A 22,658-nucleotide genomic window follows, 5' to 3' on the forward strand; every position below is an offset into this window, starting at 1 on the left:
ATGGGTAAACCCAACTTGTCTCACAAATTCGGTAAAGGTCTGCCACCGAAGGATTTTATTGAAAGTATGACCAAGAACCAAAGTGAATTTCAGGCCAATTATGATAGCTTTACTTGGTCGAACGAAGAGGATCGTGAGTTTTTTGAGAGTCTGAACCATCGCGATGATCTGCGTGTGTTAATTCTGGCTGCTGACTGGTGCGGGGATGTTGTCCGTAATATTCCGGTTGTGTTCCAGGCGCTTGAAATCTCAGGAATCCCAACTGAAGTTTTGATCATGGAGAACCATCCTGAAGTGATGGATGAGTTCCTGACGATGGGTGGCCGTTCCGTGCCAGTCGTTATTTTTGCAGATACAGGTGGTCATGTGTTGGGTCAGTGGGGACCACGTCCGCAGCATGTCCAGGAAGTCATGATTGAATTCAAACGCCTTAATCCAGATCGTGAAGCAGCAGATTATCAAGAAAATTTGGCTGTGGCGCGTCAAGAGATTGGTAAACGTTATGGGGAAGGAACGGAGTCACATGCGGCCATTATCCGTGAGCTGCGTGAACTGATTTCGGGTTACTAAGCCGATATGCTTAACATTCGTACGTTTACACTAGGCCCGCTTCAGACCAATGCTTATCTCCTACAAGGAGATGATCCGGGCAAAGCCGTCATTATCGATCCAGGCATGAATCCAGGGCCGCTGCTTAAGGCGATCCAAGACTTGGAGATTGAAGCCATTCTCCTCACTCATGCTCACTTTGATCATATGGGCGGGGTAGATGAGATCCGTAAATTGAAGGGATGTCCCGTTTATCTTCATGACTTGGAGAGCGACTGGCTTACCACCCCGAAATTAAATGGATCTTTGAATTGGCCGCAGGCGACACCACCGCTTTCGACAGATCCTGCTGAATATGCCATGGACGAAGGGCAGAAGCTGAATCTGATTGGTCATACGTTTAAAGTGTTCCATACACCTGGACATTCACCAGGCAGTGTAAGTTTGCTTTGTGATAACGACCTGTTTGCCGGTGATGTGCTGTTCCGCATGGGTGTGGGCAGAACGGACCTGACAGGAGGGCGTGAACGGGATCTGATTGATTCAATCCAGAACAAGCTTTACACCTTTGCAGATGAAGTGAAAGTATATCCAGGTCATGGTCCAAAAACGACCATTGGTTATGAGAAACAGAACAATCCTTACGTGTCCGCAAGATAATCCGACATGATATGTGAAGAAAGTCTGGACAAGTGACAACTTTTTCATTAGAATAGCAATTAGTTGTTACAAGCGTTAAGGCATCATCTAACTGAAGCATTACCAAGAAACACCCAACCTCGCGAAGCACGCAGACTGTGGTCTATACCCGGTTTGCGTTCTTTTTTTGTTTTCAGCCCCTTTTTATCACAGAATTAGCCTTTTTTACGCTACATAGAGATGTAAGATGCGCTTCATCACAAGCCAGTTTGAGACCAATAACAAGTTAGCAACAAGAACAGATTGTTTAGAAATGATGAGTTTAAGAAAATAGTATATAAGTTGAACTAATCATTTACACGATAACGGAGAGGACAGAAAGAACCTGAAAAAGCGAAGCTAAAAGCTTTCTGCAAGAAAGCTGCATCGGAAGCATAAGCTATCCCCGGATTTTCCCCTTCGGAAAAGGGAATCAAAAAATCTGGGGATAACAGCGATTGGAAGGTTATTCTGTCATCGTAGTGTCAGTGTAAATAATCTTTAGTTCAACTTATATAGATCATGAGAGCGGGGAATATCAAAGTGGAGAAACCAAGAGTTATTCCGTTGAATCAGCGTGTCGAGCATCCGATCATTGAAGAAAACCGTCGTATATTGGAAAGTGGGAAAAGAGAACCGGGTACTGAGCGAGCTTTAATACATAACCCTAGCGTGGCCAATGAAATGATGAAGTCTCAGCAGAATATATGGACAAGCCGTGTTTTAAGAAACGGAGCCCGCAACCAACCATGGTTCGACAAGCTGCAAGATTACCGGAATCAAGTCTGATTGCCCGGGAAATTGTCGGGTTTTAATTTTTTTTTGATTCCATTGAACGTTTCTGCTGAGCCTGTCGTATTAACTCCAGATTGAACGGGAAGCAGGTGATAATCATGATAAAGGCAGCTGAGCAGGAAGAGGTACGCAGAGCAGTATCGGGAGACGATAGCGCACTCGCAGCGTTGTTGCAACGTCACTACACGTTTGTGTATAAGTATCTTGTCAAAGTTACGATGGACGCGAACCTCGCAGAAGAGACGGTGCAGGATACGATGATTCGTTGTATGGGAAATATCCATCGATATGATGGCACGTCTGCCTTTTCATCATGGATGATCACCATTGCGACCCGCATCTATATCGATAAGACAAGACGTAAGAAGAGAGAACAGAACTGGCTTGCTCTCATCCGGGATCAGGCTGTACGTCGATTCCGCTGGCAGCTTGAGACTCGGAATGAAGAATGGACAGATGTCATGGATGCGATGACAAGACTGACACCCGAACATCGTGTTGCAGTGCTACTGAAGCATTATTATGGATACGGGTATGACGAGATCGGGGAAATGCTGGGTATTCCTGCGGGAACGGCGAAGTCACGCACAGCTTATGGTCTCCGTCAGTTAAGAAAGGAGCTGGAATAAGGATGAGCAGATCAGATGATGCACAAGAACAAGAAGTTGTAGAACGATTGCAGCAACACATGAAAGTGCTGGATGATGCATTTGAGCCGACAAGTATTCCTTCTTTGGGTGCACTTGAAGCCGAAGTCAGGGAACGGAGACAGATTAGACGTCGAGCCAATTGGATTGAGATGATATGTTTCTGGTTGGTTGGATTGCTTGCCATTGTGTTCGGTACATTATTGTTCGTATCTGCTCCAGCTCTATATTTGAGTATCCAGGCTCTTGGTACAGCTGTTGCCGTGATTTTAGTTGTGATCTGGGCAGGACGGCGTCGGAAGGAGGTTCATCATGAATAAAATGCATTATTCATTGGATGAAATTTCTCCACTATGGCTTATACTGCTTGGCATTTTCCTCCTGGTTCAAGGCACATGGATCTTTCAGGACGCACGCAGACGCGGACGTTTCCCTTGGTTATGGGGATTATGGGGAATCACCGGATTTCCCACGCCGCTTATTATATACTGGTTTGTCGTGATTCGATCACAGCGCAAGCCAGGTCAACGAAATCCGAAATAACATCATTTTAAAAATGGAAAAAAAGATTTTGCACAAATATGTTGTTTAATTCTAGTATTCCTAGACATCGTTATTCTTTTCTAGTAGACTATACAAATAAATATTAATGATAGACTACCAGGAGGTTAGACGATGCTGCGATTAGGAGAGAAGGTTGTCATCGTCGCGGATGCGTTTGAGCAGAATCTTCCTGTGGGGGAATATGGTTTCATCATCGCTTATGACCGGAATCCGGACAATGCGTTCGATTACGTGCTTCGAGTGCCGCAGGTGAACCGGAACTTTTTTGTTCCATCCGGCGACGTCGATCTGGAAGAGGTTCTGCTGAAGCAGGAAGCTGAGCGGGTCGAGCGAGAAGCGTTGATAGATTACGCCCTTGCGACACACAATGAGAAGCTGTTTCATCATTTGATGAACGGAGATTTTCAAGCTGTGGAAGAGGAAGAGGAAACCGCGAACGATGTTATGTCACAGGCGGATTTTATAAAGCAGGTTAATCTGCGTGCATGGATTTAGAATTTTAAGAGTCGGCTGATGCCGGCTCTTTTTTATTTTATAAGTTTGATTTTAGCTTCCCGGAAGCCTGTCAGGTCATTTGCATTGAATTGTCGAACCATCTCACCTATAATGAAAAAAGTTATCTTGAGACTTTAGCCCGTTAAACGAGCGATTCGTTTCAGGTCGTTTCGGGAATCAGAACGAATGAAGGAGGCATCCGCTAATGAGTATTTCGAATAATGACGTTCAGCATGTGGCCAAGCTGGCCCGGCTCAACTTGACTGCTGAAGAAGAACAGACCCTGACAGGTCAGCTGAACGCGATTTTAAAATATGCAGAAAAGCTGAATGAGCTGGATACAGAAGACATCGAACCCACCACTCACGTTCTGCACGTAAGCAATGTCATGCGTGAAGATGAGACCAAAGAAAGCCTGTCGATTGAACAGGTGATGCGCAATGCACCGGAAGAAGAAGACGGGCAGTTTAAAGTGCCTGCTGTAATGGAATAACGGATAACCGGAAGGAGGACAAAAACTGTGAGTTTATTTGAACAATCGTTGCCTGAGTTACATAACAAGCTGCATGCCAAAGAGCTGTCGGTCAGCGATCTGGTGGATCAGGCGTATCAGAACATTGGCGCGCATGATGATAAAGTTAAGGCATATTTGGCACTAGATGAAGAACAAGCACGCGCTCGTGCACGTCAACTGGATGACCGTCTGGTTAGCGGCGAGGAGAAAGGTTTGCTTTTTGGTCTGCCTGTAGGTATTAAGGATAACATCGTTACAAACGGACTGCGCACGACTTGCGGTAGCCAATTCCTTCGTAATTTCGACCCGGTGTATGACGCGACAGTTGTCGAGAAATTGAAAGCTGCGGACACCGTAACTATTGGTAAACTCAACATGGACGAATTTGCCATGGGCGGCTCCAATGAGAATTCAAGTTTCTCCCCTGTACGTAATCCATGGGCACTTGATCGTGTTCCAGGAGGCTCCAGTGGTGGTTCTGCAGCAGCTGTGGCTGCGGGAGAAGCATACTTCACGCTTGGATCAGATACAGGTGGTTCTATCAGACAGCCTGCTTCATATTGCGGTGTTGTTGGATTAAAGCCGACGTACGGACTTGTTTCCCGCTTTGGATTGGTTGCATTTGCATCATCCTTGGATCAGATTGGACCTTTGACGAAAAATGTTGAAGATTCTGCTTATGTATTGCAAGCCATTGCTGGTTATGACGCCAAAGATTCGACATCTGCAAAAGTAGAAATTCCGGATTATTTGAGCGGACTGACAGGTGATGTCAAAGGACTTCGTATTGCTGTTCCGAAGGAATACATCGGTGAAGGCGTCGATCCACAAGTGAAAGAAACGGTTCTGGCTGCATTGAAAGTTCTTGAAGGACTCGGGGCAACATGGGAAGAAGTATCCCTTCCGCATACCGAATATGCGGTGGCTACGTATTACCTGCTGGCATCTTCAGAGGCTTCTTCAAACCTGGCTCGATTTGATGGTGTACGTTATGGCGTGCGTGCAGACAATCCGGACAACTTGCTGGATCTGTATCATCAGTCCCGCAGTCAAGGCTTTGGTCCCGAAGTGAAACGGCGTATCATGCTCGGAACGTATGCACTCAGCTCGGGTTACTATGATGCCTATTATCTGAAAGCACAGAAGGTACGTACATTGATCAAACAGGATTTCGACAATGTATTTGCCAAATATGATGTGATTATCGGACCAACTGCACCAACTACGGCGTTCAAACTGGGTTCACAGGTGGATGATCCACTTACAATGTACTTGAACGATATTCTAACGATTCCAGTCAATCTGGCTGGTGTACCTGCCGTTAGTATTCCATGTGGATTCTCGGATGGATTGCCTGTTGGCCTGCAGATTATCGGTAAAGCCTTTGATGAAACAACCGTATTGCGTGTAGCGCATGCGTTTGAACAAAATACAGAATTCCACAAGCAGCGTCCGCAGCTGTAGACTGCCCGGAACGGAGGAATATAGAAATGTCCGCATCTAAATATGAAACGGTCGTTGGACTTGAAGTCCACGTGGAGTTGCATACCAACTCCAAAATTTTCTGCGGCTGCTCCACAGCTTTTGGAGCTCCGCCGAACACGCATACCTGCCCGGTCTGTCTCGGACATCCGGGCGTACTGCCAGTACTGAATCGTCAGGCGGTAGACTATGCCATGAAGGCAGCGATGGCCCTGAATTGTACGATTGCTGATGTCAGCAAGTTTGACCGTAAAAACTACTTTTACCCCGATTCACCAAAAGCTTATCAGATCTCGCAATTCGATCAACCAATCGGTGAGAACGGCTGGATTGATATCGAAGTGAATGGTGAAACGAAACGAATCGGCATCACACGTCTTCACTTGGAGGAAGATGCAGGGAAGCTTACACATATCGATGGCGGATACGCGTCTTTGGTGGACTTTAACCGTGTTGGTACGCCACTCGTGGAGATTGTATCCGAACCTGAGATTTCTTCTCCGGAAGAAGCACGTGCGTATCTTGAAAAATTGCGTGCAATCATGCAGTACTGTGATGTATCGGACGTGAAGATGGAAGAAGGTTCACTGCGTTGTGACGCCAACATCAGTTTGCGTCCACATGGACAGGAGAAGTTGGGAACAAGAGCTGAGCTGAAAAACATGAACTCCTTCCGTGGTGTTCAACGTGGTCTCGAATATGAACAATATCGTCAGGCTGAAATTCTGGATGATGGCGGTGAAGTGGTTCAGGAGACACGTCGCTGGGACGAAGCTCAAGGAAAAACACTGTCGATGCGTGGTAAGGAACAGGCGCATGACTACCGTTATTTCCCGGACCCCGATCTCGTGAAGCTGCATATTGATGCAGCCTGGAAAGAGCGCATCAAGGCTACCATACCTGAGCTCCCAGACGAACGTAAAGCTCGTTACACGGCTGATTACGGATTGCCTAGCTATGATGCAGAGGTTATTACTTCATCCAAGGCTATAGCTGATCTTTTCGAAGATAGCTTGAAATTCACTCAGGATGCCAAATCCGTATCCAACTGGATCATGGGCGACTTGCTGGGTTACCTGAATACGAGCAATCTTGAGGTGACTCAGGTCCCACTGACAGGTCAGGGTTTGGGTGAGATGATCGGGCTGCTGGAGAAGGGCACCATTAACAGCAAAATCGCCAAAACGGTATTCAAGGAAATGCTGGAGAGCGGCAAGCTTCCACAGCAGATCGTTGAAGAGAAGGGTCTTGTGCAGATTAGTGATGAAGGCGCCATTCTTGCCATCGTTGAGCAGGTTGTAGCGAATAACCCTCAATCCGTGGAAGACTATAAAGCTGGTAAACAAAAAGCCATTGGCTTCCTTGTTGGTCAGGTTATGAAAGAAAGTAAAGGCAAGGCGAATCCTGCTTTAGCCAACCAACTGCTTGCAGATGTACTGAACCGCTAATCCTTCCGGTGAGGCCGGACAGAAAGAGGCTCGTCCCTGTGACAGCCTCTTTTTGGTATTGATAGATACAAATGTATTTCGGACGGGGGAACGGATATGAACATTCAACCATTGTCACTGAGTGATCTGGAGACGTTGGGACAGTTATGGAGACTACAACATGTAGCTTACCGATTGGAAGCCGAAATCATCGGATTCCAGGAGATTCCTCCTTTGATGGATACGATGGAGACTCTTCGGGATTGTGGAGAGAGCTTTTACGGTTGTATCCATGATGACGGAGATCTTATCGGGGCTGTCGCTGTGGCGGAGGAAGAGGAGAATACACTGACCATCACACGAATGATGGTGCACCCGGATCACTTTCGCAAGGGAATTGCGGCATCTTTGATGACGTATGTGTTGGAACAGCATGCGGATCTTCCGCGTTATATCGTCTCCACAGGAACGCTGAACCAACCCGCAGTCAATCTGTACACCAAATTTGGTTTTAATCCCGTGGAGGTCACACAGATTGCACCTGGAGTGGAATTAACGACTTTTCACAAGAATAAACTTTAATAATATTAACAACTTGAGGAGGAATACCGACTTTGGGCGATCCCTGGTTCATTGATGAGTGGCACATTTTATTACGATTATTGCTGGCTATGCTGCTTGGAGGGCTCGTAGGCCTGGAGCGGGAACGGTCCAATCATGCTGCCGGTTTGCGTACCCATATCCTGGTATGTCTTGGCTCTGCACTGATTATGATGTTGTCTGTTTATGGCTTTAAAGATTTTGCTAATGAATTAAATGTAAGGATCGATCCAGCACGTCTGGCTACTGCTGTAATTACTGGTGTCGGATTCTTGGGAGCAGGGACAATTCTTTTCACGGGAAAATCCATTACCGGACTGACTACAGCTGCTTCAATCTGGGTTGTTGCAGCCATTGGGCTCGCAGCAGGGGCGGGATTCTTTTTTGCCTCTATCGTATCAACCGTTCTGGTATTGCTTAATCTCTGGGTCTTTAACAAATTAGAGCTGAGGTATTTACGAGGGAATAAACTGCATGTTGTTACACTTCATACCTTGTCAGAACCCGGTTTTCTCGAACAACTGTCTTCATGTATGGAGCAGGAAAAGATCAAAATTCGTAAAATCACCGTGAATGAACAAGACCTGGCTTATGCAGAGATGGTGTCGGTTGAACGTAAAATTGAGATTGTTTTACATGTTCAGGTACCGCATGATTTCCAAACGGTAGGCTTGGTATCCAAGTTAAGACAGTGGGAACACGTTACCAAGGTGTCGATCGAATAAATGAATTACAACCCTCCCCAGGCCAGTAGTGCCGGAGGGTTTTTGGTCATATCCATATTTCTTCCAGTTACTCTCCTTGCTCTTTAGGGTACTATCTAACCAAATGCATGAAGAGCGGAAGGTCAGATCAGAAGAGAGGAGTATGTTATGAAACGGAGACGTCAATTGAACAAAAAGAACCGTTCAGTCCAGGCAAAACCGGTCAGGAATCGGACTCACAAGTTTATTGCGGGATTACTGAGTGCCATTATTCCTGGGCTGGGTCATATTTATCTAAGATTGTACATGAGAGGTTTGACCTTTATGCTGCTTGTTTTGCTTGATCTGTCAGCAGTATTGTACTTCTCATCCATTGGAATACAGATCAATGTGCCATTGCTCATCTTACTGGCTTTGTGTATCCCGGTTATTTACTTTTACAATGTATATGATGTGTTGCAATCTGCGGATTGGGTCATGATGCGCAGACGTAGAGCCGTAACCCAGGCAGCTTCGGACAAGCCGATATCCAATGAACGTTCTACACGAGATGCAATGATGGTCTGGGAGAGAGGCATATCGTTTGGATTACTTCTGATTGTGGGAGGGTCTTTGATGGTGCTGTTTTTCCGCAAACCACGTTGGTTTCAAGAGATTCTCGCCATGTACGGCGGATATTCATTTGCGGTTCTCATGATCGTAGGCGGTTTGCTTCTGTTTGGTCGTGAGTTCTGGGTGATGTTGAACAAGAAAAAAATGTAGTGGAAACGACACAAGGAGGGAACGTGATGAACCGTAAAGTCCGGGTTGGCCGCTATACGGCTGCCGCCTTAATCATAGCGGTCGGTGTGCTGTTGATTTTGGATAAACGGTGGGGAACTGACTATGTATATGAGATGGTGGACTGGTGGCCATTTTTGCTCGTTGTTTTAGGTGTTGAATATATTGTGCTGTTCCTGTGGACACGCAGAAGAAACAAGGTGCAATCGGATAACCCGAGCAATCCTGATGAGCAAATCAAAGTACGCTTCAGACCCGATGCCAAAGGCATTCTAACCTCACTGATTATGGCAGCTTCCGTATTTATCGTCACCGAGCAGGATCACTACATGCACTTATGGAATAGAGTGAGTCTAAATCTCGGAGCGGCATCCATGGACTACAGTCAAGCGGCAGGATATATGGAGGATAAGGGCACGATTCGTGTACCTGTTCGCATGGATACGTCGGATCTTGTGGTCGAAGGTGTCAACGGAGATATCTCGGTACAACGCGGAGATACGGATGAGATTGAAGTACGGACGGTGATCTGGGTAGATCAGACGACGGAAGTACAGGCAAAGGCCGTTGCAGCAGCCTCTTTTGTAGAGACCGATGGTACAAAAGTAATTTATATCAAGGCTACAGGCAAGACGTATGGAGACAATGAAAAAACGCAGCCACGGATGAATCTTACCATTACGATCCCGGATGATCGTCGTTTTAATCTGGATATTCGAACTTCCAATGGAGCCATATTATTAAACCGTCCGGAAGCCATTAGTACCATACTGGCCGAAACGGGTAACGGACGTATCCGGATTACCAATGCTGTTGGAGATATCTCAGGGAAAACGTTGAACGGAGATGTCATTGTAGCCAACGCCATCGGTAATGTGGATCTGGACAGTAACCGTGGCGACATGAAGGCTCGCGGTATTTCCGGCGATGTAGATCTTACTACACAAGTGGGAAGTATCAGTATTGCGGACTCCGTTGGTGAATTCACCGCAGAGACACGCAACGGCAATATTACGCTGGATGGAGCCAATCTGGGAATCAAAGCCCAATCGCTTAATGGCAGTATTAACATCATATCTACCAAAGTCGGAGGGGACTGGGATGTGTACAGTGCGGTGGGAGCCATTAACGTATTACTTCCTGATCGTGGAGACTACAGTCTTGCGGGTTCCAGCAGTTATGGAGATTTAAGTACGGATCTGCCGTTCAAAGTACAGAATAAAACCATAGAAGGCCAGCTCGGTGAGGGCGAGTACAGGGTGAAAATTGAAGGCAACAGTGATCTCACCATTCAGAGCAACCCGGCTGTATCTACGCCTGAAACAGTTACACCTGATTCTGAAGATACGGCTGAGAATCTGGAACAGACTACCGAGGACGGACCAAATTCCCAGGAGGATTCTACAGAGGTTCCTTGACTGCCGCGTTGACAATAAACTTGTAATCGCCGTACAATAAATGTACACTGGCAAGATTACACGGCATGAAAGATGGATTGTCGTTCTTAATGGCCGGGAATCAACTCTGAGCGAGGAGACAGTAACTTACTCTTCACCAGAGAATGAAAGGTAAGGCGGTGGGTTTTATGGCAACACGTGTCCAACATGCGTTGGAGCATCTGAAAACGACCGGTGTCCGTATTACACCCCAGCGTCATGCCATATTGAACTATCTGATGGAATCCATGGGGCATCCGACAGCCGATGAAATTTACCGAGCCCTTGAACCCCAATTTCCCAGTATGAGCGTGGCAACGGTATATAATAATTTGAAGATGTTTCTGGAAGCTGGCATGGTCCGGGAATTGACATACGGAGATAATTCAAGTCGCTTCGATGCCAATGTGACGGATCATTATCATGTTATCTGTGATCAATGCGGCAAGATTGAAGACTTCAGCTATCCTTCACTCAAAAGTGTAGAGCTTCAAGCGGAGTCTAGTACAGGATTCGAAGTACACGGTCACCGATTGGAAGTATACGGCGTTTGCAAAAGTTGCAGGGATTAAGAGAGTTGAATTACAATATTAACGTGCAGAATTCAGTATGGATTCTTCACGTTTTTTTTTTTTAGCATTTATGCAAAAGGCTCATCTTTATAACAACTTATGCGCACATCCTTATGATCAGCATAATTAACGGAGGTAGACGTTTGGGTAGAAAAAGCAGATATACACGTCAGAAGCGACGTTCATTTTGGCCCGGTTTTCTGGGGGCTTGTCTGATCGCCGGGGGGGCTTACTGGCTTATAACAAATGTATGGTTGAACCAGACCCATGAAGACCCCGACTGGGTAGGAAGAAGCCAGCCTATTTTTGTAGACGGGCAACTGATGGATGGAGACGCTCTGGGTACAGGAGATCAACTCAAGTTGCCTGTAGATGTGCTGCAAGAAGCGATTGATGCAGGCATACGTTATGAATCAGAATCGGGAGATATCATCATTGCCTCTCCTCAGCGAGTTCTTCATATGAAAGATGGAAGCACACAAGCAGAACTTAATCACAAAGATTATCCTATGACAGTTAAGCCTGAGGTTAAGGACGGAGAAGCCTATATTCCGCTCAAACCTTTGAAAGAAGTATATGGCATAACCGTACAGGAAGATTCAGTAACAGGTGCTGTGCTGCTGATGCGTGGAGGAGACATGATTCAGTATGCAGAGATTGATACATTATCATCCAAAGCGGACAAGACGGTGCCGTTATATAAACGTGGGGGAGAATCCTCACCAATCATTGCCGATATGGAAAAGGATGCACGGGTACGTGTATGGCAGACGGGTGATAAACAGAGTTTTGTTCAACTCGATAATGGATATGCCGGATATGTAGATAATGATTATATTGTCCTCACTGAGAAAAAGAAGGTGGACTTGCCCAAGTATACGCTGACTGCAGCAGAGAAGAAGTGGCAGAATAAACCGGTAAATCTGGTTTGGGAAGCCGTGTACAATCGTCAGCCTGATGTGGGCTCTATCGGTAAAATGCCTGGTGTGAACGTGGTCAGCCCCACATGGTTTCATATTACGGATGGACAGGGCACTGTGAAAAGCAAGGGAAACCAAGCTTATGTGAACTGGGCTCACCGTTCGGGTATGGAAGTATGGGGACTCATGGATAACAGCTTTGATCCGGACGTTACAAAAGAAGCCGTAGCTTCTTACGAGACACGCACTCATATTATTGAGCAGATGTTAGAGTATGCACAGACGTATCAACTGGATGGTATCAACATCGACTTTGAGAACGTGTATACAGATGACGGGCCGAATATTACGCAGTTTGTGCGCGAGATCAAGGCGATGGCTCGTATACATGGATTGATGTTATCAATCGATGTAACACCAAAATCAAACAGTGAGATGTGGTCTGCCTTTCTGGATCGCCGTGCATTAGGTTCTTTTGCAGACTATGTTATTGTGATGGCTTATGATGAACATTGGGCGGCCAGTCCCAAGGCAGGTTCGGTAGCGTCTCTGCCTTGGACCGAGGCTTCCATGAGACGTATACTTGAGGAGGACGAAGTCCCTTCTAACAAGTTGATCATGGCGGTTCCGCTCTATACCCGGATATGGACGGAAGAGACGAATGATCAGGGTGAGGTTAAAGTGTCTTCCAAAGCGGTGGGCATGAATACCATTGTGGAGCTGATCCAAGAGAAGAAACTCAAACCTGAACTGGATCAAGCAAGTGGACAGAACTATGTGGAATATAAGGAAGACGCAGCTACCAAGAAAATATGGATCGAAGATGCCGTGTCCCTTCAGGCGCGTGTGGATTTGATTGCTTCGTTGAAGCTGGGCGGAGTAGCTGCGTGGAATCGGAGTTTTGCTAATGCTTCTGCATGGGAGGTATTAAAGCAGGCTGGTTACCAGAAATAATTTACTCGAACTTAGAGTGTCTGCTTGTTTTAATTTATTTTCGCTAAGCTCAAATTTTCTCCTTGGGTACCATCATACGTGCAGTCTACCGTTTTATTGATAGTAGAACTTATAACATAATTTCATATCTTAGCTATTGATAACAGCAACAAGGGCTCACTTATAAGCCAAGTCCAAAAAAGGTCCGGTAAACATACCGGGCCTTTTTTTTGTTCTTCAATGAAATTAAGGTAAAAGACATTTAGCGGTTGGAGATCATTTCGTGCTAACCATCGGTGGGGGGAGCTTGTGTAGAAGGCGCTTTCAGTTGTTGACTGGTCATGTTGGCTTTAGTAGGGTCCAGGGTGAGGATGGTATGACAGAACATACAACGATCCGTTTTGCCAAGCATTTTGGTTAACTTCCCGCATTCCGGACAGTCGACTTGTACTGCACTGGTGGAGAGCATACCCGCCCAGAAATAAATGGCTAGACTGGCCATCATGGCAATCAGTCCGATGACGAGGCCTACAGCTGCGAATACCTTGCCTGCATGTCCCCAAAAAACAATCCCGGCTGTTCCCAGTATCATTAGGCCCATACCTAGCATGGTCAGTAGTAATCCCCAAGTGCGAAAAGCATTAATTTTTGCTGATTTAAAAATCATGAAAAATGCTCCTATCGTATGAGTAGTATTGGACCTGGAAAAGAAGGAAACTTCAGTCTGGATGTAGAATTACATTATAACTGACTTGGCGCTTATCTGCCATGAAATGTATGGAGGGAATCGTGGAATTAAAGAACCTTGCTTTTTTGTCCGAACAGTCGGAAGAGACAGGGGCAGTTGGGGCTATCGCTTATTCCCACCCGGGAGAGCGATTCCACGGCTCCCTAATTCAAGATTTCGAATTATTAGTACTTGTTGTTCATAATGATGATCAATTGAAGTCGGCGGTGGGACATTACAGATATGGTGATCTTCGTTATCAAATGATCTATGCAAGCCGTCATGAATTAAAGAGTAGTGTAGTTACCGGGAATCATAATAATCTCACCCAGTGTCTGATTGAAGGTGAGATTATCTGGGAAGCGGACAGCGCTTTAAGTGATTTGCGAGAAGAACTGTCTACCTTTGGGGCAGAATTGCGTGAGCAGAAGCTGCTACATGAATTCACCAGTTTCTTGAGAATGTATGTGGAGGCCAAACGTCATATTCAGGAAGGTCATGTTGTAGACGCCTACTACAATGTATTGGAGGCTCTGGGGAACTGGGCAAGAATTGTATTGATTGAACAGGGGATATACCCGGATCATGCCGTCTGGACACATGTGCAGAATCTGGATCGCGCTTTATGGAAACTATATCAAGAGCTTACCGTAAGCTCGGAAACGCTGGAGCAGCGAGTAGAGCTTGTCCTGCTTGCCTGTGAGTTTTCCGTAATGTCCAAAATGAGTGAATGCTCAGAACTGCTGCTGCGTGTGTTAAGAAGTCGCAAGGAGCCGTGGAGCATGAATGAACTTGTTCATCATCCGCAGTTAAGATTTGTTCGAGAAGATCTGCCTTTGGTTATACGTAAGCTGGTCTTTCGTTCTATTGTAAAAGAATCGGCAGGATGGCCATCGATCGAAGGAGAAGGTAGGGAAATTCGGTATTGGATTGAGGCATAACCTCCTCCCGAAGCCTGACGCTATATTGATCACATAAGGGAGGGGAAACCTTCCTTTTTTGTTTGTTTAATAATTTATAAAAAGAGGTTGACTCTCATTCACGATATATGATACATTATATTTCGTTCCTCAAACGAGATTATCGCCAACAAACGATAAATTCTTCAGAGGAAAAGTGAAGAACTAAAGCCTCAAAAAAAGAAATCAAAAAAAGTTCTTGACGAAAACAAACGAAATGTGTTACATTATTTAAGTCGCCGCCGAAACTTGGTTGAGACGAAAAAGAAGTGAAACAAATCGTGTTTGATCTTTGAAAACTGAACAACGAGTGAGTAAACATTCTGCTTGCAGAATGAACGCAAAAGTTGGAAACAAGCCTTGGCTTGGATCGGCTGGAGCACAAATGAGATTTTTAATCTCGTCAGATTCAAAATGAGCTTATCGCTCTTTTCAATACTTTATTGGAGAGTTTGATCCTGGCTCAGGACGAACGCTGGCGGCATGCCTAATACATGCAAGTCGAGCGGACTTGAAGAGAAGCTTGCTTCTCTGATAGTTAGCGGCGGACGGGTGAGTAACACGTAGGCAACCTGCCCTCAAGTTTGGGACAACTACCGGAAACGGTAGCTAATACCGAATAGTTGTTTTCTTCGCCTGAAGGAAACTGGAAAGACGGAGCAATCTGTCACTTGGGGATGGGCCTGCGGCGCATTAGCTAGTTGGTGGGGTAACGGCTCACCAAGGCGACGATGCGTAGCCGACCTGAGAGGGTGATCGGCCACACTGGGACTGAGACACGGCCCAGACTCCTACGGGAGGCAGCAGTAGGGAATCTTCCGCAATGGGCGAAAGCCTGACGGAGCAATGCCGCGTGAGTGATGAAGGTTTTCGGATCGTAAAGCTCTGTTGCCAGGGAAGAACGCTTGGGAGAGTAACTGCTCTCAAGGTGACGGTACCTGAGAAGAAAGCCCCGGCTAACTACGTGCCAGCAGCCGCGGTAATACGTAGGGGGCAAGCGTTGTCCGGAATTATTGGGCGTAAAGCGCGCGCAGGCGGTCATTTAAGTCTGGTGTTTAATCCCGGGGCTCAACCCCGGATCGCACTGGAAACTGGGTGACTTGAGTGCAGAAGAGGAGAGTGGAATTCCACGTGTAGCGGTGAAATGCGTAGATATGTGGAGGAACACCAGTGGCGAAGGCGACTCTCTGGGCTGTAACTGACGCTGAGGCGCGAAAGCGTGGGGAGCAAACAGGATTAGATACCCTGGTAGTCCACGCCGTAAACGATGAGTGCTAGGTGTTAGGGGTTTCGATACCCTTGGTGCCGAAGTTAACACATTAAGCACTCCGCCTGGGGAGTACGGTCGCAAGACTGAAACTCAAAGGAATTGACGGGGACCCGCACAAGCAGTGGAGTATGTGGTTTAATTCGAAGCAACGCGAAGAACCTTACCAGGTCTTGACATCTGAATGACCGGTGCAGAGATGTACCTTTTCTTCGGAACATTCAAGACAGGTGGTGCATGGTTGTCGTCAGCTCGTGTCGTGAGATGTTGGGTTAAGTCCCGCAACGAGCGCAACCCTTATATTTAGTTGCCAGCACTTCGGGTGGGCACTCTAGATAGACTGCCGGTGACAAACCGGAGGAAGGTGGGGATGACGTCAAATCATCATGCCCCTTATGACCTGGGCTACACACGTACTACAATGGCCGGTACAACGGGCTGCGAAATCGCGAGATGGAGCCAATCCCAACAAAGCCGGTCTCAGTTCGGATTGCAGGCTGCAACTCGCCTGCATGAAGTCGGAATTGCTAGTAATCGCGGATCAGCATGCCGCGGTGAATACGTTCCCGGGTCTTGTACACACCGCCCGTCACACCACGAGAGTTTATAACACCCGAAGTCGGTGGGGTAACCGCAAGGAGCCAGCCGCCGAAGGTGGGATAGATGATTGGGGTGAAGTCGTAACAAGGTAGCCGTATCGGAAGGTGCGGCTGGATCACCTCCTTTCTATGGAGAATCGTTTCCTGCAACGGAAACATTCAAATATGCAGCTTAGCTGCAAAAACACTCACTCGTTGCTCAGTTTTGAGAGCTCAAACTCTCAAACAGCTTGCTTTTGCATGGAGCTTGTTCTTTGAAAACTAGATATCGAAACGAAAGTAAATGCGAATTAGAACATTCCTTTTTAGCTGAACTTGTGTAAACAAGTGAAGTGTTTATAAGGTAGATTGCATGAGCGAGTGATCGAAATGGAACGACTTTTGGATTTGCGCAAGCAAACCAAGCGGAGTGACAGCTCGAACACGAGCGATATGGTTAAGCTACTAAGAGCACACGGAGGATGCCTAGGCGCTAGGAGCCGATGAAGGACGTGGCGAACAACGAAACTGCCTCGGGGAGCTGTAAGCAAGCTTTGATCCGGGGGTGTCCGAATGGGGAAACCCAGCTGGGGTAATTTCCAGTTACTCATAACTGAATACATAGGTTATGTAGAGGCATACCAGGGGAACTGAAACATCTAAGTACCCTGAGGAAGAGAAAACAATAGTGATTCCGTCAGTAGCGGCGAGCGAACGCGGAGAAGCCCAAACCAGAGAGCTTGCTCTTTGGGGTTGTGGGACGTCTCACATGGAGTTACAAAGGAACCGGTTAAGCGAAGAGGTCTGGAAAGGCCCGCCAAAGAAGGTAAAAGCCCTGTAGTTGAAAGTCTGTTCCCTCCGAGACGGATCCCGAGTAGTGCGGGGCACGTGAAACCCCGTATGAATCCGGCAGGACCATCTGCCAAGGCTAAATACTTCCTAGCGACCGATAGTGAAGCAGTACCGTGAGGGAAAGGTGAAAAGCACCCCGGAAGGGGAGTGAAATAGAACCTGAAACCGTGTGCTTACAAAAAGTCAGAGCCCGTTTTAGGGGTGATGGCGTGCCTTTTGTAGAATGAACCGGCGAGTTACGTTCCCGTGCAAGGTTAAGGTGAAGAGCCGGAGCCGCAGCGAAAGCGAGTCTGAATAGGGCGACTTAGTACGTGGACGTAGACCCGAAACCGGGTGATCTACCCCTGTCCAGGGTGAAGGTGCGGTAACACGCACTGGAGGCCCGAACCCACGCATGTTGAAAAATGCGGGGATGAGGTGGGGGTAGCGGAGAAATTCCAATCGAACTCGGAGATAGCTGGTTCTCCCCGAAATAGCTTTAGGGCTAGCCTCGGAAAACAGAGTCGTGGAGGTAGAGCACTGATTGGGTGCGGGGCCCGCAAGGGTTACCAAGCTCAGTCAAACTCCGAATGCCATAGACTTACTTCCGGGAGTCAGACAGTGAGTGCTAAGATCCATTGTCAAAAGGGAAACAGCCCAGACCATCAGCTAAGGTCCCCAAGTGTGTGTTAAGTGGGAAAGGATGTGGAGTTGCACAGACAACCAGGATGTTGGCTTAGAAGCAGCCACCATTGAAAGAGTGCGTAATAGCTCACTGGTCGAGTGACTCTGCGCCGAAAATGTAACGGGGCTAAACACACCACCGAAGCTATGGCTTGATGCTTTGCATCAGGGGTAGGGGAGCGTTGTATAAGGGTTGAAGGTGTACCGTAAGGAGCGCTGGACATTATACAAGTGAGAATGCCGGTATGAGTAACGAAAAGATCAGTGAGAATCTGATCCGCCGAAAGCCTAAGGGTTCCTGAGGAAGGCTCGTCCGCTCAGGGTAAGTCGGGACCTAAGGCGAGGCCGAAAGGCGTAGTCGAAGGACAACAGGTCGAAATTCCTGTACCACCGTAAGCCGTTATGAGCAATGGGGGGACGCAGTAGGGTAGTGACGCGGACTGATGGATGTCCGTCTAAGCAGTGAGGCTGATGTGTAGGCAAATCCGCACATTGTAAGGCTGAGCTGTGATGGGGAGCGAAAATTGTAGTAGCGAAGGTCATGATCTCACACTGCCAAGAAAAGCCTCTAGCCAGGTGAAGGTGCCCGTACCGCAAACCGACACAGGTAGGCGAGAAGAGTATTCTAAGGCGCGCGGAAGAACTCTCGTTAAGGAACTCGGCAAAATGACCCCGTAACTTCGGGAGAAGGGGTGCCCCGGTAGTGTGAATAGCACGAGGGGGCCGCAGTGAAAAGGCCCAAGCGACTGTTTAGCAAAAACACAGGTCTGTGCGAAGCCGTAAGGCGAAGTATACGGGCTGACGCCTGCCCGGTGCTGGAAGGTTAAGGGGAGTGGTTAGGGAGTAATCCCGAAGCTGTGAACCGAAGCCCCAGTAAACGGCGGCCGTAACTATAACGGTCCTAAGGTAGCGAAATTCCTTGTCAGGTAAATTCTGACCCGCACGAATGGCGTAACGACTTGGGCGCTGTCTCAACGAGAGATCCGGTGAAATTTTAATACCTGTGAAGATGCAGGTTACCCGCGACAAGACGGAAAGACCCCATGGAGCTTTACTGCAGCTTGATATTGAATTTGGGTACGATCTGTACAGGATAGGTGGGAGCCTTTGAAGTGGGAGCGCAAGCTTCCATGGAGGCAACGTTGGGATACCACCCTGATCGTATCTAGGTTCTAACCTGGTACCGTAATCCGGTGCGGGGACAGTGTCAGGTGGGCAGTTTGACTGGGGCGGTCGCCTCCTAAAGAGTAACGGAGGCGCCCAAAGGTTCCCTCAGAATGGTTGGAAATCATTCGAAGAGTGCAAAGGCATAAGGGAGCTTGACTGCGAGACCTACAAGTCGAGCAGGGACGAAAGTCGGGCTTAGTGATCCGGTGGTACCGCATGGAAGGGCCATCGCTCAACGGATAAAAGCTACCCTGGGGATAACAGGCTTATCTCCCCCAAGAGTCCACATCGACGGGGAGGTTTGGCACCTCGATGTCGGCTCATCGCATCCTGGGGCTGAAGTAGGTCCCAAGGGTTGGGCTGTTCGCCCATTAAAGCGGTACGCGAGCTGGGTTCAGAACGTCGTGAGACAGTTCGGTCCCTATCTGTCGTGGGCGTAGGAAATTTGAGAGGAGCTGTCCTTAGTACGAGAGGACCGGGATGGACGTACCGCTGGTGTACCAGTTGTTCCGCCAGGAGCACCGCTGGGTAGCTATGTACGGACGGGATAAACGCTGAAAGCATCTAAGCGTGAAGCCCCCCTCAAGATGAGATTTCCCAGTATGTAAGACCCCTTGAAGACGACGAGGTAGATAGGCTGGGGGTGGAAGTGCAGCAATGCATGGAGCTGACCAGTACTAATCGGTCGAGGGCTTATCCAAATATGCAAGTTCTAAATCGCGTGTTTCGTTTCGAATCTAGTTTTCAGAGAACGATCTCTGAAGCATATTCCCTGATAGCTCAGTTGGTAGAGCACTCGACTGTTAATCGAGTTGTCACAGGTTCGAGCCCTGTTCGGGGAGCCATATGGAGAGGTGTCCGAGCTGGCCGAAGGAGCACGATTGGAAATCGTGTAGGCGTCACAAGCGTCTCGAGGGTTCGAATCCCTCTCTCTCCGCCATAATATTAAGGCCCGTTGGTCAAGGGGTTAAGACACCTCCCTTTCACGGAGGTAACAGGGGTTCGAATCCCCTACGGGTCATAATAACTTCAAAAAAAGAAGTTGATTTTTACAACAAGATTATGGTATGATCATAAATGTGTTGTTCGGAGGCTTAGCTCAGCTGGGAGAGCATCTGCCTTACAAGCAGAGGGTCGGGGGTTCGATCCCCTCAGCCTCCACCATATAAACTTTATAACGACGCGGGGTGGAGCAGCCCGGTAGCTCGTCGGGCTCATAACCCGAAGGCCGCAGGTTCAAATCCTGCCCCCGCAATTATACTTTCCTTTGAGAAAGTGATCTGGAACCGTGGTGTAGTTGGCCTAACATGCCTGCCTGTCACGCAGGAGATCGCGGGTTCGAATCCCGTCGGTTCCGCCATTTAATCTTTACATGAGGCAAACTGTTCACTACATCTGCTGTATGGCACTGATGCCCTATATAAAGTGTAAGGAATTAAGATTAGACTTTATTATGGCTCGGTAGCTCAGTCGGTAGAGCAGAGGACTGAAAATCCTCGTGTCGGCGGTTCGATTCCGTCCCGAGCCACCATTTTTAAAACAATTTAATATGCCGGTGTAGCTCAACTGGTAGAGCAACTGACTTGTAATCAGTAGGTTGGGGGTTCAAGTCCTCTCGCCGGCACCATGTAATCCTGGAGGATTAGCGAAGTGGCCAAACGCATCAGACTGTAAATCTGCTCCCGTACGGGTTCGGTGGTTCGAATCCATCATCCTCCACCAGTTTTTAGGGGCATAGTTTAAAGGTAGAACAACGGTCTCCAAAACCGTTGGTGTGGGTTCAATTCCTGCTGCCCCTGCCAATTAACTTTTTAGATAATAACCTTTTGTGGCGATCGTGGCGAAGTGGTTAACGCACCGGTTTGTGGATCCGGCATTCGGGGGTTCAATTCCCCTCGATCGCCCCTTTGTTTTTTCATTTTTTATTGGGGATTAGCCAAGCGGTAAGGCAACGGACTTTGACTCCGTCATGCATAGGTTCAAATCCTATATCCCCAGCCATTATGCGGACGTGGCTCAGCGGTAGAGCATCGCCTTGCCAAGGCGAGGGTCGCGGGTTCGATTCCCGTCGTCCGCTCCAAAATATGGCGCCATAGCCAAGTGGTAAGGCACAGCTCTGCAAAAGCTTTATCCCCAGTTCGAATCTGGGTGGCGCCTCCAGCATATGCCGGCGTGGCGGAATGGCAGACGCGCTCGACTCAAAATCGAGTGGGAAACCGTGGAGGTTCGAGTCCTCTCGCCGGTATATTGAATAGCCCTACATGTTGCTTATGCAATGTGTAGGGCTATTTTCATTTTATATAAATTGATTTTTTGTATTGTAAGGATAGTTGGACGTTAATAAAGATTGACGTATGATTATATTAAGTATATTGTAGATAAGTAAAGTCTTTAATGTAGAGGAGTGAAGTAGAGTGACTAATGGAAAAAATGTATTGGATACCGATCTGTTATTTGATCTTTCTGTATGGGAAGAGGCATGGAAGAATCGTCCGAGAAGTTCAAAATATAAGAAGAAAAGCGTCCCCTTTAATACAGAAGAAGCTTTTGAGCGGTGGGCCAGGGATTATCATGCACAGTCGTTCACTGAAGAAGGAAAGCAGCGTTCTGAGCGCATTATGGGCTGGATTGAGAATCAGGGTGTAGATTTTGCAGGGTTATCCATTTTGGACATTGGAGCAGCCTCAGGCATATTTACCATTCCTTTTGCGGAAAAGGGAGCAAGTGTGACCGCAGTTGAGCCTTCGGAGTTGCTTGTCTCCCTTATGAAAGAGACGATACCTTCATCTTTGGAATCCAATATCGAAATTGTAAACGAACGATATGAAGAAATCTCCATTAAGGATAAGGGTTGGGAGAAGAAATATGACTTTGCATTTGCATCCATGTGTCCGGCGATGTCGGATTGGGAAACGATTGAGCAGGCAATTAATTGCGCCCGGAAGTATGTGTATATAAGTACTATGGCGGGACAGAAGGAACACACACTAATGGATGAACTTAAGGATGTACTGGGAGTAACTTCTTCATACATGGCCGGTGATATGGGGTATATCCAACAGTTGCTGTATTTGAAGGGTTATTCTTATACGATGATTATTACGAGAGAAGTTAACTCATTTGAATTACCGGTGAAAGAGATTATCGAGCAGCTGCCAGAATGGCTTAATACGTATGAGTTCCCATCCGATGAAGATTCTCTCAGATTGGCTGAGAAGTACATTCGGGATACGTACAGGGATAGTACGGTGACCTTCTCACGTGGAGCAAGGTTTGGCAAAATTCTAATTCAACTTGAACAACCCAATATGAAAACAGTTCGCACTAAGGATAAGCGATAATTCGCGTA

General features: G+C 47.3%; 19 protein-coding genes, 15 tRNA genes and 2 rRNA genes. 35 read left to right on the forward strand and 1 reads right to left on the reverse strand.

From position 1 onward, the window contains the following. The 16 genes from MHI14_RS04695 (at window position 1) to MHI14_RS04770 (ending at window position 13,117) form a co-directional block, all read left to right on the forward strand. A complete protein-coding gene (locus MHI14_RS04695; RefSeq protein ID WP_017692292.1) occupies window positions 1-570 on the forward strand; it encodes a thioredoxin family protein in 570 nt (189 codons plus the stop codon). 6 nt (window positions 571-576) lie between these two features. Further along, complete coding sequence (locus MHI14_RS04700) at window positions 577-1,209, forward strand: MBL fold metallo-hydrolase (RefSeq protein ID WP_036607016.1); 633 nt, start codon at window positions 577-579, stop codon at window positions 1,207-1,209. A 561-nt stretch (window positions 1,210-1,770) separates the two neighbouring features. Beyond that, entirely contained in the window at window positions 1,771-2,016 is a 246-nt protein-coding gene (locus MHI14_RS04705; RefSeq protein WP_341129943.1) for a hypothetical protein, read from the forward strand. Window positions 2,017-2,120: 104 nt separating this feature from the next. Next, entirely contained in the window at window positions 2,121-2,651 is a 531-nt protein-coding gene (gene sigY, locus MHI14_RS04710; protein WP_341129944.1) for an RNA polymerase sigma factor SigY, read from the forward strand. A 2-nt stretch (window positions 2,652-2,653) separates the two neighbouring features. Next, complete coding sequence (locus tag MHI14_RS04715) at window positions 2,654-2,989, forward strand: DUF5345 family protein (RefSeq protein WP_341129945.1); 336 nt, start codon at window positions 2,654-2,656, stop codon at window positions 2,987-2,989. After that, window positions 2,982-3,212, forward strand: coding sequence for a sigmaY antisigma factor component (locus tag MHI14_RS04720; protein ID WP_341129946.1), 231 nt, complete (start codon window positions 2,982-2,984; stop codon window positions 3,210-3,212). Before MHI14_RS04715 ends, MHI14_RS04720 begins: the two co-directional genes overlap by 8 nt. Window positions 3,213-3,344: 132 nt before the next feature. Then, the gene (locus MHI14_RS04725) at window positions 3,345-3,728 is read left to right on the forward strand and encodes a hypothetical protein (protein ID WP_024631336.1); all 384 of its coding nucleotides are present in this window, start codon (window positions 3,345-3,347) and stop codon (window positions 3,726-3,728) included. Window positions 3,729-3,933: 205 nt separating this feature from the next. Then, window positions 3,934-4,221 (forward strand): Asp-tRNA(Asn)/Glu-tRNA(Gln) amidotransferase subunit GatC, encoded by a 288-nt coding sequence (gatC, locus tag MHI14_RS04730; RefSeq protein WP_036607033.1) that lies wholly within the window; start codon window positions 3,934-3,936, stop codon window positions 4,219-4,221. Window positions 4,222-4,248: 27 nt separating this feature from the next. Then, on the forward strand, window positions 4,249-5,706 hold the full coding sequence (gene gatA, locus MHI14_RS04735) for an Asp-tRNA(Asn)/Glu-tRNA(Gln) amidotransferase subunit GatA (protein ID WP_091038584.1): 1,458 nt from the start codon (window positions 4,249-4,251) through the stop codon (window positions 5,704-5,706). A 26-nt stretch (window positions 5,707-5,732) separates the two neighbouring features. After that, window positions 5,733-7,172, forward strand: coding sequence for an Asp-tRNA(Asn)/Glu-tRNA(Gln) amidotransferase subunit GatB (gatB, locus tag MHI14_RS04740; protein WP_062836483.1), 1,440 nt, complete (start codon window positions 5,733-5,735; stop codon window positions 7,170-7,172). Between the two features lie 96 nt (window positions 7,173-7,268). Next, the gene (locus MHI14_RS04745) at window positions 7,269-7,733 is read left to right on the forward strand and encodes a GNAT family N-acetyltransferase (RefSeq protein ID WP_133387136.1); all 465 of its coding nucleotides are present in this window, start codon (window positions 7,269-7,271) and stop codon (window positions 7,731-7,733) included. Window positions 7,734-7,765: 32 nt separating this feature from the next. Continuing rightward, on the forward strand, window positions 7,766-8,476 hold the full coding sequence (locus tag MHI14_RS04750) for an MgtC/SapB family protein (protein WP_017692302.1): 711 nt from the start codon (window positions 7,766-7,768) through the stop codon (window positions 8,474-8,476). Between the two features lie 147 nt (window positions 8,477-8,623). After that, entirely contained in the window at window positions 8,624-9,217 is a 594-nt protein-coding gene (locus MHI14_RS04755) for a hypothetical protein (RefSeq protein WP_341129947.1), read from the forward strand. Between the two features lie 26 nt (window positions 9,218-9,243). Beyond that, on the forward strand, window positions 9,244-10,653 hold the full coding sequence (locus tag MHI14_RS04760) for a DUF4097 family beta strand repeat-containing protein (RefSeq protein ID WP_341129948.1): 1,410 nt from the start codon (window positions 9,244-9,246) through the stop codon (window positions 10,651-10,653). Window positions 10,654-10,820: 167 nt separating this feature from the next. Continuing rightward, a complete protein-coding gene (gene perR / locus MHI14_RS04765; RefSeq protein WP_026081471.1) occupies window positions 10,821-11,243 on the forward strand; it encodes a peroxide-responsive transcriptional repressor PerR in 423 nt (140 codons plus the stop codon). 143 nt (window positions 11,244-11,386) lie between these two features. Then, window positions 11,387-13,117, forward strand: a complete 1,731-nt coding sequence (locus MHI14_RS04770) for a glycosyl hydrolase family 18 protein (RefSeq protein ID WP_341129949.1) — start codon at window positions 11,387-11,389, stop codon at window positions 13,115-13,117. 265 nt (window positions 13,118-13,382) lie between these two features. Here MHI14_RS04770 and MHI14_RS04775 read toward each other — a convergent pair whose 3' ends face one another. Continuing rightward, window positions 13,383-13,763 (reverse strand): DUF2614 family zinc ribbon-containing protein, encoded by a 381-nt coding sequence (locus MHI14_RS04775; RefSeq protein WP_091038591.1) that lies wholly within the window; start codon window positions 13,761-13,763, stop codon window positions 13,383-13,385. A 122-nt stretch (window positions 13,764-13,885) separates the two neighbouring features. On the opposite strand from MHI14_RS04775, the gene MHI14_RS04780 reads away from it, so the two are divergent. The 19 genes from MHI14_RS04780 to MHI14_RS04870 all read left to right on the forward strand — a co-directional run bounded on the left by MHI14_RS04780 (window position 13,886) and on the right by MHI14_RS04870 (window position 22,650). Beyond that, window positions 13,886-14,764 (forward strand): nucleotidyltransferase-like protein, encoded by an 879-nt coding sequence (locus MHI14_RS04780; RefSeq protein WP_240768309.1) that lies wholly within the window; start codon window positions 13,886-13,888, stop codon window positions 14,762-14,764. Window positions 14,765-15,222: 458 nt separating this feature from the next. Beyond that, a 16S ribosomal RNA gene (locus tag MHI14_RS04785) occupies window positions 15,223-16,775 on the forward strand. A 307-nt stretch (window positions 16,776-17,082) separates the two neighbouring features. Continuing rightward, window positions 17,083-20,010 (forward strand): 23S ribosomal RNA (locus tag MHI14_RS04790). The 16S and 23S rRNA genes sit together here with 15 tRNA genes alongside, the layout of an rRNA operon. A 68-nt stretch (window positions 20,011-20,078) precedes the next feature. Further along, window positions 20,079-20,154, forward strand: a tRNA-Asn gene (locus tag MHI14_RS04795). A gap of 3 nt (window positions 20,155-20,157) precedes the next feature. Next, a tRNA-Ser gene (locus tag MHI14_RS04800) sits at window positions 20,158-20,249 on the forward strand. Between the two features lie 9 nt (window positions 20,250-20,258). After that, window positions 20,259-20,330 (forward strand) — tRNA-Glu (locus tag MHI14_RS04805). 67 nt (window positions 20,331-20,397) lie between these two features. Beyond that, a tRNA-Val gene (locus MHI14_RS04810) sits at window positions 20,398-20,473 on the forward strand. Window positions 20,474-20,490: 17 nt separating this feature from the next. Beyond that, window positions 20,491-20,564, forward strand: a tRNA-Met gene (locus MHI14_RS04815). A gap of 27 nt (window positions 20,565-20,591) precedes the next feature. Then, window positions 20,592-20,669 (forward strand) — tRNA-Asp (locus MHI14_RS04820). Window positions 20,670-20,764: 95 nt separating this feature from the next. After that, window positions 20,765-20,840 (forward strand) — tRNA-Phe (locus tag MHI14_RS04825). Between the two features lie 20 nt (window positions 20,841-20,860). Further along, window positions 20,861-20,936: transfer RNA gene (locus MHI14_RS04830), tRNA-Thr, on the forward strand. Window positions 20,937-20,945: 9 nt separating this feature from the next. Continuing rightward, a tRNA-Tyr gene (locus MHI14_RS04835) sits at window positions 20,946-21,031 on the forward strand. Between the two features lie 6 nt (window positions 21,032-21,037). Then, window positions 21,038-21,111, forward strand: a tRNA-Trp gene (locus MHI14_RS04840). A 29-nt stretch (window positions 21,112-21,140) separates the two neighbouring features. Next, a tRNA-His gene (locus tag MHI14_RS04845) sits at window positions 21,141-21,213 on the forward strand. 22 nt (window positions 21,214-21,235) lie between these two features. Then, window positions 21,236-21,310, forward strand: a tRNA-Gln gene (locus MHI14_RS04850). A gap of 4 nt (window positions 21,311-21,314) precedes the next feature. Next, window positions 21,315-21,389 (forward strand) — tRNA-Gly (locus MHI14_RS04855). Between the two features lie 6 nt (window positions 21,390-21,395). After that, a tRNA-Cys gene (locus MHI14_RS04860) sits at window positions 21,396-21,469 on the forward strand. Between the two features lie 6 nt (window positions 21,470-21,475). Beyond that, window positions 21,476-21,554, forward strand: a tRNA-Leu gene (locus MHI14_RS04865). 169 nt (window positions 21,555-21,723) lie between these two features. Then, the gene (locus MHI14_RS04870) at window positions 21,724-22,650 is read left to right on the forward strand and encodes a class I SAM-dependent methyltransferase (protein WP_339310782.1); all 927 of its coding nucleotides are present in this window, start codon (window positions 21,724-21,726) and stop codon (window positions 22,648-22,650) included. The last annotated feature ends 8 nt before the right edge of the window (window positions 22,651-22,658 follow it).

Source organism: Paenibacillus sp. FSL K6-2393 (genome assembly GCF_038002545.1).
In the GTDB taxonomy this organism is placed as follows: Bacteria; Bacillota; Bacilli; order Paenibacillales; family Paenibacillaceae; genus Paenibacillus.

Coding starts and splice junctions, on each gene's coding strand:
- MHI14_RS04695 (WP_017692292.1), top strand. CDS start 1: ATGGGTAAACCCAACTTGTCTCACAAATTCGGTAAAGGTCTGCCACCG.
- MHI14_RS04700 (WP_036607016.1), top strand. CDS start 577: ATGCTTAACATTCGTACGTTTACACTAGGCCCGCTTCAGACCAATGCT.
- sigY (WP_341129944.1), top strand. CDS start 2,121: ATGATAAAGGCAGCTGAGCAGGAAGAGGTACGCAGAGCAGTATCGGGA.
- MHI14_RS04715 (WP_341129945.1), top strand. CDS start 2,654: ATGAGCAGATCAGATGATGCACAAGAACAAGAAGTTGTAGAACGATTG.
- MHI14_RS04720 (WP_341129946.1), top strand. CDS start 2,982: ATGAATAAAATGCATTATTCATTGGATGAAATTTCTCCACTATGGCTT.
- MHI14_RS04725 (WP_024631336.1), top strand. CDS start 3,345: ATGCTGCGATTAGGAGAGAAGGTTGTCATCGTCGCGGATGCGTTTGAG.
- gatC (WP_036607033.1), top strand. CDS start 3,934: ATGAGTATTTCGAATAATGACGTTCAGCATGTGGCCAAGCTGGCCCGG.
- gatB (WP_062836483.1), top strand. CDS start 5,733: ATGTCCGCATCTAAATATGAAACGGTCGTTGGACTTGAAGTCCACGTG.
- MHI14_RS04745 (WP_133387136.1), top strand. CDS start 7,269: ATGAACATTCAACCATTGTCACTGAGTGATCTGGAGACGTTGGGACAG.
- MHI14_RS04755 (WP_341129947.1), top strand. CDS start 8,624: ATGAAACGGAGACGTCAATTGAACAAAAAGAACCGTTCAGTCCAGGCA.
- MHI14_RS04760 (WP_341129948.1), top strand. CDS start 9,244: ATGAACCGTAAAGTCCGGGTTGGCCGCTATACGGCTGCCGCCTTAATC.
- perR (WP_026081471.1), top strand. CDS start 10,821: ATGGCAACACGTGTCCAACATGCGTTGGAGCATCTGAAAACGACCGGT.
- MHI14_RS04775 (WP_091038591.1), bottom strand. CDS start 13,763: ATGATTTTTAAATCAGCAAAAATTAATGCTTTTCGCACTTGGGGATTA.